The organism is Corallococcus sp. AB045, assembly GCF_003668895.1.
Classification (GTDB): Bacteria; Myxococcota; Myxococcia; order Myxococcales; family Myxococcaceae; genus Corallococcus; species Corallococcus coralloides.
Genome location: NZ_RAWN01000118.1, coordinates 1 through 14,972, shown reverse-complemented (window position 1 = coordinate 14,972; position 14,972 = coordinate 1). Strand labels below are relative to the sequence as shown.

Genomic DNA, 14,972 nt, shown 5'->3' with positions numbered 1-14,972 from the left:
GCTATTCCTGGCGTCCCATGAGTCAATCGCTCGCGGCCGGCCTGGAAAACACGCTCATTTCTCCGAACTCGGGAGCCGCCGCGCTGGCGCCCACGTTGGCGCCCGGTGGGTCCACGATCCAGCGGCGCAACACGGTGTTGCCGCGCGTGGAGTGGAAGGGCCAGCAGCCCAGCGTGATTCCGCTTCAGCGCGAGCGCTTTGAAGAAGTGCGCCCGCTGGGGCAGGGCGGCATGGGCGAGGTGGTGCTCATCCGCGACCACGACATCGAGCGGGAGGTCGCGCTCAAGCGGCTGCCTCCGGGCGCGGACCTGGACCGCGTGCTGCGCTTCGTGGAGGAGATCCGCACGGTGGGCATGCTGGACCACCCGAACATCGCGCCCGTGCACGACGTGGGCGTGGATGAGCAGGGCCGGTACTACTTCCTGATGAAGCACCTGAAGGGAGAGACGCTGGAGTCCATCATCTCCCGGCTGCGCCACTCGGAGCTGGACGCGCTGGTGCGCTATCCGTTCCAGGTGCGGGTGCAGATCTTCCTGGGCGTGCTGCACGCGGTGTCGTACGCGCACGGCAAGGGCTTCATCCACCGCGACATCAAGCCCGCGAACATCATGGTGGGCCCCTTCGGCGAGGTGACGGTGCTGGACTGGGGCCTCGCGCGCCGCGTGGGCAAGTCCTCCACTCCGAGCCTCCCGGAAGGCACGCCGACGGACCTGCACTCCGCGCGGCCGCTCCAGACGGAGCTGGGCTCCGTGGTGGGCACGCCGCTCTACATGTCCCCGGAGCAGGCGCGCGGCGAGCACGACACGATGGACGCGCGCAGCGACGTCTACAGCCTGTCCGTCCTCTTCCACGAGCTCCTGTCGTTGTCGCACTACCTGGAGGGCCTCCAGTCGGTGCCGGACATCATGACGGCGGTGCAGACGCGCGAGCTGAGCATGGGGTCCATGCACAAGCACAGCGCGCAGGGCCCGGTGCCCGCGGAGCTGATGTGGTTCGTGAAGAAGGGGATGAGCAAGGACCCCAAGGAGCGCTTCGAGTCCGTGGACGACATGGTGGCGCAGCTGCAGGCCGCGCTGGAGGGCCGCATCCACGTGCACTGCCAGCGCACGATGCTGAAGAAGACCCTGCACAAGGGCCTGCGCGCCGCGGACCGCAACCCCATGGCCCTCATGGCGGCGGGCCTGGTGGGCGCGGGCCTGGTCATCGCGTCGGCGGTGAACCTGGGCATGTCGCTCTTCGGCGCGATGCTGCACTGAGCCTGTCGCCCTGGGAGCGCGCGGTGTGATGGAGTGCCAGCGTGCAACGCCTCCGCCGCCTCCTCATGGCCTTCGTCCTCATCATCGGCATGCTGTACCTCGCGCTGTGCGCGGTCCTCTTCGCCGCGCAGCGCTCCCTCATCTACCCCGCGCCCCACACGGAGCCCTCGAAGCTGCGCGACCAGCCCGGCTTCGGCGTGGTGCCGCTGGCCACCGGCCTCAACGTGGACCGCTTCTATCTGCCCGCGCCGCCGGGAGCCCCTACCGTGGTGCACTTCCACGGCAACGGCGAGCAGCTCCTGTGGCAGCAGGGCTTGGGGCAGGCGCTCGGGGACGCGGGGCTGGGCTTCCTCGCGGTGGAATACCCGGGCTACGGCGCGTCGCCGGGCAGCCCGTCGGAGGTGGGCCTGTACGCGTCCGCGGAGGCCGCGCTCCAGTTCCTTCGCGAGCAGGGCGTGAAGCCGGAGGACGTCGTGCTCAGCGGACGCAGCCTGGGCACCGGCGTCGCCGTGGAGATGGCTCGGCGCGGATACGGTGCGCGCATGGTGCTGGTGTCCCCGTACACGTCCATGGTCGCCATGGGCCAGCGCACCGTGCCCTTCCTGCCCGCGTCGCTGCTGATGCGCGACCGCTACCTGTCGTTCGACAAGGCCCCTGACATCCCCATCCCCGTCCTCATCATCCATGGTGAGCAGGACGAAGTGGTCCCCGTGGACATGGGCCGCACGCTGGGCCAGCGCTTCCCGCACGCGCGCGTGGTGACCGTGCCGGGCGCGGGCCACAACGACGTGCTGGAGCGGGACGGTCAGCAGGAGTTCGCGCGGCTGGCCACGTTCGCGCTCGACGGGACCTGAGCAGCCCGGCAGGAGTAACAGGACGCATGACGTCCTGCGTTGCGTTCCCTTGCGCCTACCGGTGAGCGCCGGATTATGCTCCGTGTCATCAACGCGATGTTTCGTCGCGTCCTCAAGCGCCCCCGAGGGATGGATGAGCATCGACCCGGCCCCCGCCGCGACCCTGTCCGAAGCGGCCCGTGAAATCGTCGAAGTGGGCCGCTTCCTCAGCGTGCGCAACTTCGTTCCCGCCACCAGCGGCAACTTCTCCCGCAGGCTGGATGCCCGCACCGCCGCCGTCACCCGCTCCGGCGTGGACAAGGGCGAGCTGGTGGAGGCGGACATCCTGGTCGCGGACATCCACGCGCCGCCGCCCAAGGGCTCGTCCGCGGAGACGCCCCTTCACCTGCAGCTGTACAGAGACCGGCCGGAGGCGCAGGCCGTGCTGCACACGCACTCCGTGGTGGCCGCGCTCCTGTCGAACCTGCGGCTGCCGGAAGGCGAGCTGGTGCTCCAGGACTTCGAACTACTCAAGGCCCTGGGCGACACGCGCACGCACGAGGCGGCGGTGTCCATCCCCATCTTCCCCAATGACCAGGACATCCCCCGGCTCGCGGACAAGGTGACCGCGATGCTCGCGAAACGCACGGACCTGGTCGCGTATCTCATTGCCGGCCACGGGCTGTACACCTGGGGCCGGAGCATGGCCGAGGCCCGCCGCCACGTGGTGGCGCTGGAACACCTGCTGACGTACGAACTCGAGAAGATGAAGGTGCGGCGATGAGCAAGCTGATTGTCTACAACGACCACCAGCCGGAGGCGCCGCTGGGCGTCTTCACCGAACCCGAGGACATCCGTCGCGAGCTCAAGCCCGCGGGCGTGCGCTTCGAGCGCGTGGACGCGTCCGTGGACCTGCCGAATGGCGCTGGCCAGGACGAGGTCCTCGCGGCCTACAAGCACGTGGTGGACGCGGAGATGAAGGCCCACGGCTACAACACCGTGGACGTGGCGCGCATCAAGCCGGACGCCCCCAACGTGGAGGCCGCCCGCGCCAAGTTCCTCTCCGAGCACGCCCACACGGAGGACGAGTCGCGCATCATGGTGGAGGGCAGCGGCTGCTTCTACCTGCACGCGGGCGACAAGGTCTTCCAGGTGGAGTGCACGCGCGGTGACCTCATCAGCGTGCCGGAAGGCATGAAGCACTGGTTCGACATGGGCGCCGCGCCCCGGTTCGCCGCCATCCGCTTCTTCATCCGCCCGGACGGTTGGGTGGGCCACTTCACCGGCGAGACCATCGCCGAGCGCTTCCCCAAGTACGCGCCGTGAGTGCCCCCAAGGCTGTCGTCACGGACATCGAAGGCACCACCAGCTCCATCGCCTTCGTGAAGGACGTGCTCTTCCCCTTCGCCCGGAAGCACCTGGCGGAGTACGTCGCCACGCACGGGCAACAGGCCGCCGTGCGCCAGTGCCTGTCCGACACCCGCACGCTCGCGGGTGAGCCGGCATTGGGCGACGTGGGCACCGTCGCATTGCTCCAGCGCTGGCTGGACGAGGACCGCAAGGCCACGCCGCTCAAGACGCTCCAGGGGCTCATCTGGGCGGACGGCTACGCGCGCGGCGAAATCAAGGGCCACGTCCACGCGGACGCGGCCCGGGCCCTGCGCGAATGGCACGCCAAGGGCCTGCGCCTGTATGTCTATTCCTCCGGCAGCATCGCCGCGCAGAAGCTCATCTTCGGCTACAGCATGGAGGGGGACCTGACGCCGGTGTTCTCCGGCTACTTCGACACCACCACCGGACCCAAGGTGGAGGCGCTGTCGTATACGAAGATTGCCCAGGCGCTGGAGCTTGTGCCCGGCGACATCCTGTTCCTCTCCGACAACACGGCGGAGCTGGACGCGGCGAAGCAGGCGGGCCTGCGCACCGCGGCCCTGGACCGGGGCGAGGTGGCCCTGCCGCCGGGCCACGGGCACCCGGTGTTCCACGACTTCACGTCGCTCGACCCGTTCGCGCACGTGCCCTGAATTGATTCTTCATCCCGAGCTTTCCCGGAGCGGAGCCTCCCCCATGTCGAGTTCCAACACGCCCGTGCTGGGCATCATCGGCGGCAGCGGCCTGTATCAGATTGACGGCCTGACGGATGTCTCGTGGCGCCGGGTGTCGTCGCCGTTCGGTGAGACGTCGGACGAGTTCTGCTTCGGGCGCATCGGCGACCAGCCGGTGGTGTTCCTGCCGCGCCACGGTCGCGGGCACAAGATCCCGCCGTCCGAGCTGAACTTCCGCGCGAACATCGACGCGCTCAAGCGCAGCGGCGTGACGGACATCCTCTCTGTCTCCGCGGTGGGCAGCCTGCGGGAGGATTTGCCGCCGGGCACCTTCGTGGTGGTGGACCAGTTCGTGGACCGCACCTTCGCGCGCGTGAAGAGCTTCTTCTCGCAGGGGCTGGTGGCGCACGTGTCCATGGCGAAGCCGACGTGCTCGCGCCTGGGCGACGCGGTGATGGCCGCGTGCGAGGGCCTGGACATCAAGATCGTGCGCGGCGGCACGTACCTGGTGATGGAGGGCCCGCAGTTCTCCACGCTGGCGGAGAGCAAGATGTACCGGCAGTGGGGCTGCGATGTGATTGGCATGACCAACATGCCGGAGGCCAAGCTCGCCCGTGAGGCGGAGATCTGCTACGCGAGCGTGTCGATGGTCACGGATTACGACTGCTGGCATCCGGACCACGACGCGGTGACGGTGGATCAGGTGATCGCGGTGCTGCTGGGCAACGCGGGAAAGGCGCGCGGGCTGGTGAAGAACATCGCGCCGCTCGTGGGCCAGCACTCCACCCCGTGCCACGCCGGCTGCCAGACGGCGCTGGAGCACGCCATCATGACGTCGCCCGACGCTCGCGACCCGGCCATGGTGGAGAAGCTCTCCGCGGTGGCGGGCCGCGTCCTCAAGCGCTGAACGGCCGAACAAGGAAGACACGGCGATGAAAGTCCAAGGCGTTCCGATGCGCTCCATCTGGGTCGAGTCCGACGGCTGGAGCGTCGGCGTCATTGACCAGACGCGCCTGCCGCACGCGTTCGTGAAGGTGACGCTGTCCACGGCGGACGAAGCGGGCCATGCCATCCGCAGCATGCTGGTGCGCGGCGCGCCGCTCATCGGCGCCACGGCGGCGTACGGCGTGTGTCTGGCCATGCGTCAGGACGCGTCCGATGGAGCGCTGGAGAAGGCGCTGACCATGCTCCGGGCCACGAGGCCCACGGCGGTGAACCTGCACTGGGCGCTGGATGGGATGCGCCAGGTGCTCGCGCCGCTGAAGCCGTCGGAGCGCGTGGCGGCGGCGTACCGGCACGCGGCGGCGCTGTGCGACGAGGACGTGGCCATCAACCGCGCCATCGGCGAGCACGCGCTGAAGCTGTTCCAGGAGGCGTGGGACAAGAAGGGCCGCAAGGGGCGGCTCAACGTGCTCACGCACTGCAACGCCGGCTGGCTGGCCACGGTGGACTGGGGCACGGCGCTGGCGCCCATGTACCTGGCGCACGACGCGGGCCTCCCCCTGCACGTCTGGGTGGATGAAACCCGCCCGCGCAACCAGGGCGCGGTGCTGACGGCGTGGGAGCTGGGGCAGCACGGCGTTCCGCACACGGTCATCGCGGACAACGTGGGCGGCCACCTGATGCAGCACGGGGAGGTGGACCTGTGCATCGTCGGCACGGACCGCACGACGGCGCGCGGGGACGTGGCGAACAAGATTGGCACGTACCTGAAGGCGCTGGCCGCGAAGGACAACGGCGTGCCGTTCTACGTGGCGCTGCCGTCGCCCACCATCGACTGGACCATCCAGGACGGCGTGAAGGAGATCCCCATCGAGCAGCGCGACGGCGCGGAGCTCAGCGACGTGACGGGCCGGCTGCCGTCAGGGGACATCGCCACGGTGCGGATTACCCCTCCGGGGAGCCCCGCGGCGAACTACGCGTTCGACGTGACGCCCGCGCGGCTGGTGACGGCGCTCGTCACGGAGCGCGGCGTGTGTCCGGCGACGGAGGAGGGGATGCTGTCTCTCTTCCCGGAGCGGCGCGCCCCGCGGAGTCCGGCGAAGTGAGCGGGGTGGGGAGCCACCAGGCACTGCGCGAGGCGATGGTGGCCACCTCGCGGCGGATGAACACGTCCGGGCTGAACCAGGGCACGTCCGGCAACCTGAGCCAGCGGGTGGAGGGCGGTTTCCTCCTCACGCCGTCCGGGATGAACTACGAGACGATGACGCCGGAGGACCTGGTCCTCATGCGCTTCGACGGCTCGCACGAGGGCCACCGCAAGCCCTCCACCGAGTGGCAGCTGCACCGGGACATCCTCCAGGCGCGGCCGGAGGTGGGCGCGGTGCTGCACGCGCACAGCATGTTCAGCACCACGCTGGCATGTCTGCGCCGGGGCATCCCCGCCTTCCACTACATGGTGTCCGCGGCGGGCGGCACGGACATCCGGTGCGCGGAGTACGCCACCTTCGGCACGCCGGAGCTGGCGAGGCACATGATGGTGGCCCTGGAGGGCCGCAAGGCGTGTCTGCTGGCCAACCACGGCATGGTCGCCATGGGCGGGGACCTGGCAGCGGCCTGGAAGCTGGGGGTGGAGGTGGAGACGCTGGCGGCCATGTATTGGCGCGCGCTCCAGCTGGGCGAGCCCGTGCTGCTGGATGACGCGGAAATGGAGCGCGTGTTCCAGCAATTCCGGGGGTATGGCCAGTAGGAAGTGCTCCTCGCACACGTTCCTGCATGATTCCTGGGGTCCCTGCCTCTAAGTCGGACAGGGGGGAGGCGGCTGGGTCAGCCTCGGTCTCCAGGAGGAGTTGGCATGCGGTGGGTTCTCGGGTGCATGGTGATGATGGCACTGGGGTGTGCCTCGCTCATGCCGGTGGGGCGGGAGCCCTCGGACCCGCGGCTGGCGGACGCACTCCAGGCCTATGAGCAGTCCGCGACGCTCTACGAGGCGGGCCGGTACGCGGAGGCCGTGGCGCCCGGTGAGCATGCCCTGGCGCTGCGGGAGGCCGTGCTCGGGGGCTCGCATCCGGACGTCGCCTACTGCCTGAACCTGCTGGGAGAGGTGTACCGCCTCCAGGGGAGCTTCGCCCGGGCGGGCGTCGTCCACGAGCGCGCGCTGGCCATCCGGGAAGCGGTGGTGAACGACGACGCGGTGAAGGCCGTCACGGTGGCCACGCTGCTCGGCTTCGCCGCCTCCCCCACCATGGAGACGGACCGGCAGGCCGGGGGCTTCTACGACCATGGGCACGCGTTGTCCCGGCGGACGAACAACCTGTTCAGCCTGGACAAGCGCCGCCGCATGGGCGCGTTCGCCAGCCAGGAGGTGACCCTCAGCGAGAACCAGTCCGCCTACGCCGAGTCCCTCAACAACCTGGCCAACCTCTACCAGCAGCAGGGGCTCTACAGCCGGGCGGAGCCGCTCTACTCGCGCGCGTTGGATTTGCGGGAGACGGTGCTCGGCAAGCACCACCTCACCGTCGCGGACTCGCTCAACAACCTGGCGCTGCTCTACCGGGAGCAGGGGCTGTATGGCCGGGCGGAGCCGCTCTACGTGCGGGCGCTCGCCCTGCGCGAGTCGGCGCTGGGCAAGGAGGATCCGCTGGTCGCGGACTCGCTCGACACGCTGGCCACGCTCTACCAGGACCAGGGGCAGTACGGCCGGGCGGAGCCGCTGGGGCTGCGCGCGCTCTCCATCCGGGAGGAGGCGCTGGGCAAGGAGCATCCGCTGGTCGCGGACTCGCTCAACAACCTGGCCAATCTCTATCAGGACCAGGGGCTGTACGACCGGGCGGAGCCGCTCTACTCGCGGGCGCTGGGCATCCGTGAGGCGGCGACGGACGGCAGCCCTTCGGACCTGGCGGCCGCGCTCAACAACCTGGCCACGCTCTATCATGCGCAGGGGAAGTACGACCGGGCGGAGCCGCTCTACGCGCGGGCGTTCCGGCTCTGGGAGAAGGCGTTCGGCAAGCACCATCCGCACGTGGCGGCTTCGCTCAACAACCTGGCCACCCTGTACCGGAAGCAGGGGAGGTACAGCCAGGCGGAGCCGCTCTACGCGCGGTCGCTGGCCATCTGGGAGGAGGTGCTCGGCAAGAGGCATCCGGACGTCGCCGGCTCGCTCAACAACCTGGCCACGCTCTACCGGGACCAGGGGAAGTACAGCCAGGCGGAGCCGCTCTATGAGCGCGCGCTGGCGATTCGTGAAGCGGTGCTGGGCCGGAACCATCCGGACCTCGCGGCGTCGCTCAACAACCTGGCGCTCCTGCGGCTGGCGCAGCACCGGCTGGACGACGCGGTGCCCTTGTTCACGCGCGCCTTCGGAGTCTCCGAGCAGCGCCTGCGCCGCGAGGCGCTCGAGTTCTCCGAAGCGCGGCTGGCCAGCTTCCTCCAGCACCTGCGCGCGGACGAGGAGCAGCTCTACGCGCTCGTGCGCACGCACCCGGACTCCGTCAACGTCCGGCGTCTGGCATTGAGCGCCGCGTTGCTGCTCAAGGGCCGCTCCGTGGAGGAGACGGCGGACATCTCCCGAGCGGTCTACCGGAGCCTGGGCGCGGAGGAGCGCGGCACCTTCGAGCGGCTGCGCAAGCTGCGCACCCAGCTGGCCAGTCTCTCGCTGCACGGGCCCGGCGCGCTCACGCCGTCCGCCTATCAGCGGCAGCTCACGGCGCTGACCGAGCAGGGCGATGCATTGGAGGCGACGCTCGCCAGTCGTTCCGCGCCGCTGCGCGCGTTGGCCGCGCTGCCCGCGCCGGGTGACATCGTCGACCGTGTCGCTGGCTCCCTGCCGGACGATAGTGCCCTCGTGGAGTTCATCACCTACGAGGACCGTCCCCTCGTGCTGGGAACGGGCACGGCCCAGCTCCGCTGTCTGGCGTTGGTGCTCCTGCCCGACGGGGACATCCGCGCGTTGGACCTGGGGCCCGCGGCGCCCATCGAAGCCGCGGCCTCCAGCCTGCGGGACGCGCTGGCCCGCCGGGACGCCGCCTTCGAGGGCTCCGCGCACGCGCTCTACCAGCTCGCGTTCCAGCCGCTGCTCCCGCTCTTGGGGAAGGCCCGCCGCCTCTTCCTCTCACCGGATGGTCAGCTGGCGCTGGTGCCCTTCGCGGCGCTGCACGACGGGCGTCAGTACCTGGTGGACAGCTACGACTTCACCTACGTCACGTCCGGCAAGGACCTGTTGCCCCGGCCCCAGCAGCCGCGGCCGGCATCCTCGGTGGTGGTGCTGGCGGATCCCGCGTTCAACACGACGCTGCAAGCCTCTGTGGGAGGCGCGTCCGTGGTGGCGGAGCGCTCGCCTTCGCTGCGGCGCGAGGACCTGGTGGCGCGCGACTGGGCGCCGGTGCCGCTGCCGGGCTCGCGCGAGGAGGCGGAGGCCATCCAGCGCCTGTTCCCGCAGGCGCAGCTGTTCCTGGGACCGAAGGCGACCAAGGAGCGGCTGCTGCACCTGAGCACGCCGGGCATCCTCCACCTGGCGACCCACGGCTTCTTCCTGGAGGACGCCGCCGCGCCGGAGAACGCGCGAGCCGTCGCGACCTTCGGCGCGTTGGGCGAGGATCCGCAGGCCGCGCGCCCGCCGGATCCGCTGCTGCGCTCCGGCCTGTTGCTCGCGGGAGAGACGGAGAAGAAGAGCACGTCCGACAGCGCGCTGGTGACGGCGCTGGAGCTGGCGGGGCTGGACCTGTGGGGCACGCAGCTGGTGGTCCTGTCGGCCTGTGACACCGGGCGCGGCGCGGTCCGGCGAGGCCAGGGCGTCTACGGTCTGCGCCGGGCCTTCCTGGTGGCGGGCGCGGAGACGGTGGTGATGAGCCTCTGGAAGGTGGACGACGCGACCACGCGCACGTTGATGGAGACCTACTATCGCCACCTGCTCGGTGGTGAAGGTCTGGCCACGGCGCTGCGTGAAGCGATGCGGGAGCTGCGAAGGGCGCAGCCCCATCCGCACTACTGGGCGCCCTTCATCGCCATGGGGCGGGATACGCCGCTGCGGCTGCTCGAAGGGGGCTCGCGGCAGTAGCCCGCGCTTCAGGCGCTGCGCAGCGTGAGCAGCGTCACCTCGGGCGGGACGCCGATGCGGAAGGGGAGCCAGTGCCCCGTGCCGCCGGAGACGTAGAGGTGGCTGTCTTTGAAGCGGTAGCGGCCCAGCATGTGTTTGAAGGCGAAGCCGAACAGGGGAATCCCCAGGAAGGCCACCTGTCCGCCGTGGGTGTGGCCCGCGAGCGTGAGGCGCGCGCCGCGCTCGGCGGCGTAGGGGAAGAAGTCCGGGTGGTGGGAGAGGCAGAGCACCACGTCGTCCGGATTCCCGTCCTTGAAGGCCGTCTCCGCGGAGCGCTGCCAGCGGCGGTCGCGCCCGGTGCGGCTGGGGCCGGACATGGGGTAGTCCACGCCCACCACGCGCACGCGCTGACCACCGTGCTCCAACACATGGGCTTCATCCACGAGCAGCCGGACCGGCGCGCCACGCTGTGACAGTTGCTCGTAGCCGCCCAGGACTTCCTCGAGCCCGCGCCAGTGCTCATGGTTGCCAAGCACCGCGAGCATGCCGTGGCGGGCCGTCGTGGAGGCGAGGGCGGCCATCGTCTCGTCGACCTGGTTCACGTCGTCGATGAGGTCACCGGTCATCACCTGGAGATCCACGCCCGCGGTGTTCATCACCTCCACGGCGCCGCGCAGGTACTCGGTGGAGATGAAGGGGCCCACGTGCACGTCGGTGATCTGCCCGATGCGGAAGCCGTCGAGCGCGGCGGGGAGGCCACGCAGCTTCACCTCCACCTCGCGAACGGTGAAGCCCAGGCTGCCACCCACGACGCCCACGCCGCTGGCGCCCATGGCGAGGACGGGCATGGCCTGACCGGCCTTCACCAGGAGGCTCCGGCGCTCCAGATCCACGCCTGGAGATGCGGCCTGTTGGCGGCGTTCAGCGCGCAGCTTGAGGATGAGGAACGGCGGGCCCATCAGCATCACCATCAGCGCGGCGATGCTCCACACGACGGCGAACAGCTTCACCGGCACAAGGGCCGGAGGCGTGTGGTGCAGGCCATAGCCAGTGACGGCGGGTACGGTCCACGCCGCGAACGCGAAGACAGACAGGCCCACCAGTACGCCATGGCGCCAGCCCCGGGTGACGGCGGGCAACAGCCTGCGCAGCACGAGGTACGCGCCCAGGTAGACGAACAGCAGGACCAACAGCCTTCCCATGGTGTGCGCGCTCTCGGTGTCGTGAGGAGCCCCCAGGATAACGGACCCCCTGACCGCGCGCCGTGTCCTGTCACCGGGCTGCTCGCCTCCTGGGCTTCACGGGACTGACCATGGAATAACAGGAAAATGAGAAAAATCTCCGGGGCCGGTGTCCGCGTCGGGTGGCTGGGGCTGGTGCTGCTGCTGGGGTGTGCATCCGCACCCGGGCCTTCACCCTCGAACGAGTCGTCACGGGAGTGCGAAGCCAGCGACGAGGACCAGTGCCTCACGCACGTCTGCGAGGACGACGTCTGCGCGCTGTTCCGGTGCGAGGACCTGGCCCCGAGGCGCATCGTGCGGACGCGAGGGGCCACGCCGGTGGCGCCCATCTTCGTCGCGCCCGGCAGCGGACCGCAGCGGACGTGGGGAAGCGCGCAGGGCCTGCCGGGCGACGCGGTGCCCGTCATGGTGTTCCGCTGGCATCCCCGAGACAAGCTCCCCAGCGAGCTTCGCCGCGAGAAGGCGCAACAGGAGTGGGCGAAGCGGCCGAAGGAGCGGCACCACATCTTCCCGCAGGCGTTCAAGGATCACTTCGAGGAAAAAGGAATCAACATCCACCAATACGTCATCGCCATCGATGCGGAAGTGCATGCACGCATCCATCGGGGCGAGCGAGGGGGGCCATGGAACCGGGATTGGGATGCGTTCATCCAGCGGCGGCGCGACGGAGCCCAGATACCCGAATACTTTGAGCATGCCTCCCTGATGATTCAGAAGTACGGACTCTTTGGACTGACGATGACGTACTGGCAGCAGGTGGATCTCCTGCCGCTTCCAGCCGAGGACTGAACCATGCGCTACTTTTCTGTCGAGAGCCTGAAGGGCGATGAAGCAGGGCACTGGACGGGTTCGTACCGTGCTCGCCACCGATGGCACATCTCCGGGGTCGAGTGTCCCAGGTTCGGCGTCTGGGCGGGGATGGATGCCTTCCCCTCGGTGGATTTGTCCGAGGTCGCGGAGCCCGCGCTCGCTGAGTGGAAGGGACCCATGTCCCTCCCTGAATACAAACGATTGACTGCGCTCGTGCGCCCCTTCGTTCCCCCTGAACTTCCCCTCTACGCGGGTTGTACGTTCGGCCCCATGGTTGGAACCGCGCAAGGCAAGTTCGGTCCGGTGACTTGCTGGCCTTCGTGGGAAGTGGTCCTCCGCGAGGACGCGGTCGAACTGCTCAAGGTCGAAGGACTGAAAGGCGTCATCGCGGTCCGAATGGAGCTCAAGTCTCGTCGGAGCACGATGCCCGCGCTGTACGAGTTGGAAGCCCGGCCACTGGCGAAGCTGCACCCGGACTGCATCGGCGAGTTCAAGACACCCGCCTGCGACATCTGCGGGCGGCCTGAGTCATTCGACCTACCGCCGAAGCGTTGGCTCTTGCGCTCCACCGTGCCCGAAGGGCTCGACGTCTTCGGGGTCGAAGGCGCGAACCTGCACGTCGTCAGCGAGCGCTTCATCGAAACCGTGCAGCGCCTCGGCCCCAGCGACGTGCACTACCAGGAGCTACCCGTCGGCTGAACCGCGTCACATCCCTCCACCCGGGCTCGCGAGCCGCAGGTGCGAGTGCCGTGTCTCGGCCCGCTGGGCTTCCAGTTGAAGAACGTGGAGTCAGCGGGCAGGAAGTAGAGGAGCGAAACCGGAGGCGTAATGCGCGCGTGGTGGTGGCTTTGGGGTGTCTTGCTGGCAGGGTGTGCATCAGCGCCAGTGTCTTCGCCCCAAGAGGCATGGGCAGAGACGGAGTCGTCACGGGAGTGCGAGGCCAGCGACGAGGACCAGTGCCTCACGCACGTCTGCGAGGACGACGTCTGCGCGCTGTTCCGGTGCGAGGACGTGGCACCGAAGCGCATCGTGCGGACGCGTGGGGCCCTGCCGGTGGCACCCATCTTCGTCGCGCCCGGCAGTGGGCCGCAGCGGACGTGGGGAAGCGCGCAGGGCCTGCCGCGAGACGCGGTGCCCGTCATGGTCTTCCGCTGGCATCCACGGGAAAAGCTGCCCAGCGAGCTTCGTCGCGAGAAGGCGCAACAGGAGTGGGCGAGGCGGCCGAAGGAGCGGCACCACATCTTCCCGCAGGCGTTCAAGGAGCACTTCGATGACAAGCGCATCGACATCCACAAGTACGTCATCGCGATTGATGCGGAAGTTCATGCGCGCATCCATCGGGGCAAGGACGGTGGGCCTTGGAACCAGGATTGGGATGCGTTCATCCAGCGGGACCAAGGTGACGTACCGATACCGACGTACTTTGAGCATGCCTCCTGGATGATTCAGAAGTACGGACTCTTTGGGCTGACGATGACGTACTGGCAGCAGGTAGAACTCGCGCCCGTATCCGTCGAGGAATGAGCCATGCGCTACTTCTCTATCGAGAAACCGAACTTCGACGAGCCGGGACAATGGAGCGGGAAATACCGGGCACGCCACCGTTGGCACCTGTCTGGCGTCGACTGTCCTCGTTACGGCATCTGGTCACGGATAGGTGCATTTCCTTCAGTGGACCTCTCAGCCGTGGATGAACCGGTGCTCGCGAATCCAAAGGGCCCTACATCCCTTGAGGAGTACAAGCGGCTGGTGGCACTGGTACGTCCCTTTGTGCCTCCTGAACTGCCCGTTCATGCAGGTGGCTCGTTCGGTCCCATGGTCGGAACCGCCCAAGGCAAGTTCGGCCCTGTGACCTGCTGGCCTTCTTGGGTGGTGCTCCTCCGCGAGGACGCGGTCGAATTGCTCAAGGCTGAAGGCCTGAAAGGCGTCATCGCTGTCCGGATGGAGCTCAAGTCCCGCCGGAGCAACATGCCTGCGCTCTACGAACTGGAAGACCGGCCCCTGGCGAAGCTGCACCCCGACTGCATCGGTGAATGGAAGACGCCAGCGTGCGACATCTGCGGCCGCCCGGAGTCCTTCTCTCTGCCACCAAAGCGCTGGCTCTTACGCTCCACCGTGCCCGAAGGGCTCGACGTCTTCGGTGTCGAAGGCGCATGCCTGCACGTTGTCAGCGAGCGCTTCGTCGAAACCGTGCAGCGCCTCGGCCCCAGCGACGTGCACTACCGCGAACTCCCCGCGGAGTAATCACATCCCTCCACCCGGGCTCGCGAGCCGCAGGTGCGAGTGCAGCGTCTCCGCGCGCAGGTACAGGAACTGCGCATCCCCGAAGGCCAGCGCGTCCCCGTCCGTGAGCATCCGCTCCTCGCCCTCGCCCAGCTCCGCGGCGTTCAGCCAGGTGCCGTTCATGGACGCCAGGTCCTTCACCGAGCACGTCCCCTGCGTCGCGTGCCAGCGCAGCACCGCGTGATGCTTCGACACGGACGGGTCGTGCACCATCAGCGTGCACCCCTCCATCCGCCCCACCCGCATCTCCTGCCCGTCCTGCTCCGGCCCCAGGAAGTGGACCTCCAGCGAATCGAACGCCTGGAGCATCACCAGCAGCCGGTCCACCAGCCGTGAGCGGTGCGCCATGCCCACCGTGCGCGCCTCCGCCAAGCGCAGCGCCACCTGCTGGAACACCGGCTCCGGGGGCTGCTGGATGAGCACCACCGGTCCGGAGGCTTGCAGGAACGCCTGGACGGGCGCGTAGGCGAACGGGCGGAGCTGTTGGACGGAGGGCATCACGCCCCCACGTTACCCCCAGCCCTGTCTCT

15 protein-coding genes are annotated in these 14,972 nt (G+C 68.9%); 13 read left to right on the top strand and 2 right to left on the bottom strand.

All coding sequences use genetic code 11. From position 1 onward, the window contains the following. Positions 1 to 17 precede the first annotated feature (17 nt). The 9 genes from D7Y21_RS25520 to D7Y21_RS43515 all read left to right on the top strand — a co-directional run bounded on the left by D7Y21_RS25520 (position 18) and on the right by D7Y21_RS43515 (position 10,129). Entirely contained in the window at positions 18 to 1,256 is a 1,239-nt protein-coding gene (locus D7Y21_RS25520) for a serine/threonine-protein kinase (RefSeq protein WP_121716266.1), read from the top strand. Between the two features lie 41 nt (positions 1,257 to 1,297). Next, on the top strand, positions 1,298 to 2,110 hold the full coding sequence (locus tag D7Y21_RS25515; protein ID WP_121716264.1) for an alpha/beta hydrolase: 813 nt from the start codon (positions 1,298 to 1,300) through the stop codon (positions 2,108 to 2,110). Positions 2,111 to 2,243: 133 nt separating this feature from the next. Next, complete coding sequence (locus D7Y21_RS25510) at positions 2,244 to 2,873, top strand: methylthioribulose 1-phosphate dehydratase (protein ID WP_120561323.1); 630 nt, start codon at positions 2,244 to 2,246, stop codon at positions 2,871 to 2,873. After that, positions 2,870 to 3,415: an acireductone dioxygenase gene (locus D7Y21_RS25505; RefSeq protein ID WP_121716262.1), complete on the top strand. Its 546-nt coding sequence runs from the start codon at positions 2,870 to 2,872 to the stop codon at positions 3,413 to 3,415. The genes D7Y21_RS25510 and D7Y21_RS25505 overlap by 4 nt, the downstream gene beginning before the upstream one ends. Further along, the gene (mtnC, locus tag D7Y21_RS25500; RefSeq protein ID WP_121716260.1) at positions 3,412 to 4,113 is read left to right on the top strand and encodes an acireductone synthase; all 702 of its coding nucleotides are present in this window, start codon (positions 3,412 to 3,414) and stop codon (positions 4,111 to 4,113) included. Before D7Y21_RS25505 ends, mtnC begins: the two co-directional genes overlap by 4 nt. 43 nt (positions 4,114 to 4,156) lie before the next feature. Beyond that, the gene (locus D7Y21_RS25495) at positions 4,157 to 5,041 is read left to right on the top strand and encodes an S-methyl-5'-thioadenosine phosphorylase (RefSeq protein WP_120561326.1); all 885 of its coding nucleotides are present in this window, start codon (positions 4,157 to 4,159) and stop codon (positions 5,039 to 5,041) included. A 25-nt stretch (positions 5,042 to 5,066) separates the two neighbouring features. Continuing rightward, complete coding sequence (mtnA, locus tag D7Y21_RS25490) at positions 5,067 to 6,182, top strand: S-methyl-5-thioribose-1-phosphate isomerase (RefSeq protein ID WP_121716258.1); 1,116 nt, start codon at positions 5,067 to 5,069, stop codon at positions 6,180 to 6,182. After that, positions 6,179 to 6,823 (top strand): class II aldolase/adducin family protein, encoded by a 645-nt coding sequence (locus tag D7Y21_RS25485; protein WP_121716256.1) that lies wholly within the window; start codon positions 6,179 to 6,181, stop codon positions 6,821 to 6,823. Before mtnA ends, D7Y21_RS25485 begins: the two co-directional genes overlap by 4 nt. 105 nt (positions 6,824 to 6,928) lie before the next feature. Beyond that, complete coding sequence (locus D7Y21_RS43515) at positions 6,929 to 10,129, top strand: tetratricopeptide repeat protein (RefSeq protein ID WP_121716254.1); 3,201 nt, start codon at positions 6,929 to 6,931, stop codon at positions 10,127 to 10,129. A gap of 8 nt (positions 10,130 to 10,137) precedes the next feature. On the opposite strand, the gene D7Y21_RS25475 is transcribed toward D7Y21_RS43515, so the two are convergent. Continuing rightward, a complete protein-coding gene (locus D7Y21_RS25475; protein WP_121716252.1) occupies positions 10,138 to 11,310 on the bottom strand; it encodes a metallophosphoesterase in 1,173 nt (390 codons plus the stop codon). A gap of 126 nt (positions 11,311 to 11,436) precedes the next feature. Between D7Y21_RS25475 and D7Y21_RS25470 the strand changes: the two genes are divergently transcribed. The 4 genes from D7Y21_RS25470 (at position 11,437) to D7Y21_RS25455 (ending at position 14,403) form a co-directional block, all read left to right on the top strand. Next, positions 11,437 to 12,138, top strand: a complete 702-nt coding sequence (locus D7Y21_RS25470; RefSeq protein WP_121716251.1) for a TIGR02269 family lipoprotein — start codon at positions 11,437 to 11,439, stop codon at positions 12,136 to 12,138. Positions 12,139 to 12,141: 3 nt separating this feature from the next. Beyond that, positions 12,142 to 12,858 carry a double-CXXCG motif protein gene (locus tag D7Y21_RS25465; RefSeq protein WP_121716249.1) on the top strand — a complete coding sequence of 239 codons (717 nt, stop codon included), beginning with the start codon at positions 12,142 to 12,144 and terminating at the stop codon, positions 12,856 to 12,858. A gap of 129 nt (positions 12,859 to 12,987) precedes the next feature. Then, positions 12,988 to 13,683, top strand: coding sequence for a TIGR02269 family lipoprotein (locus tag D7Y21_RS25460; protein ID WP_121716247.1), 696 nt, complete (start codon positions 12,988 to 12,990; stop codon positions 13,681 to 13,683). A gap of 3 nt (positions 13,684 to 13,686) precedes the next feature. After that, complete coding sequence (locus D7Y21_RS25455; RefSeq protein WP_120561333.1) at positions 13,687 to 14,403, top strand: double-CXXCG motif protein; 717 nt, start codon at positions 13,687 to 13,689, stop codon at positions 14,401 to 14,403. On the opposite strand, the gene D7Y21_RS25450 is transcribed toward D7Y21_RS25455, so the two are convergent. Continuing rightward, entirely contained in the window at positions 14,404 to 14,940 is a 537-nt protein-coding gene (locus tag D7Y21_RS25450) for an FHA domain-containing protein (RefSeq protein WP_121716245.1), read from the bottom strand. It lies immediately after the preceding gene. Between the last annotated feature and the right edge of the window lie 32 nt (positions 14,941 to 14,972).

Bases quoted from the DNA above. Each gene is read 5' to 3' on its own strand.
- D7Y21_RS25450 (WP_121716245.1), bottom strand. From the start codon at position 14,940: ATGCCCTCCGTCCAACAGCTCCGCCCGTTCGCCTACGCGCCCGTCCAG.
- D7Y21_RS25475 (WP_121716252.1), bottom strand. From the start codon at position 11,310: ATGGGAAGGCTGTTGGTCCTGCTGTTCGTCTACCTGGGCGCGTACCTC.
- D7Y21_RS25505 (WP_121716262.1), top strand. From the start codon at position 2,870: ATGAGCAAGCTGATTGTCTACAACGACCACCAGCCGGAGGCGCCGCTG.
- mtnA (WP_121716258.1), top strand. From the start codon at position 5,067: ATGAAAGTCCAAGGCGTTCCGATGCGCTCCATCTGGGTCGAGTCCGAC.
- D7Y21_RS25470 (WP_121716251.1), top strand. From the start codon at position 11,437: ATGAGAAAAATCTCCGGGGCCGGTGTCCGCGTCGGGTGGCTGGGGCTG.
- D7Y21_RS25510 (WP_120561323.1), top strand. From the start codon at position 2,244: ATGAGCATCGACCCGGCCCCCGCCGCGACCCTGTCCGAAGCGGCCCGT.
- D7Y21_RS25495 (WP_120561326.1), top strand. From the start codon at position 4,157: ATGTCGAGTTCCAACACGCCCGTGCTGGGCATCATCGGCGGCAGCGGC.
- D7Y21_RS43515 (WP_121716254.1), top strand. From the start codon at position 6,929: ATGCGGTGGGTTCTCGGGTGCATGGTGATGATGGCACTGGGGTGTGCC.
- D7Y21_RS25465 (WP_121716249.1), top strand. From the start codon at position 12,142: ATGCGCTACTTTTCTGTCGAGAGCCTGAAGGGCGATGAAGCAGGGCAC.
- D7Y21_RS25455 (WP_120561333.1), top strand. From the start codon at position 13,687: ATGCGCTACTTCTCTATCGAGAAACCGAACTTCGACGAGCCGGGACAA.
- D7Y21_RS25460 (WP_121716247.1), top strand. From the start codon at position 12,988: ATGCGCGCGTGGTGGTGGCTTTGGGGTGTCTTGCTGGCAGGGTGTGCA.
- D7Y21_RS25520 (WP_121716266.1), top strand. From the start codon at position 18: ATGAGTCAATCGCTCGCGGCCGGCCTGGAAAACACGCTCATTTCTCCG.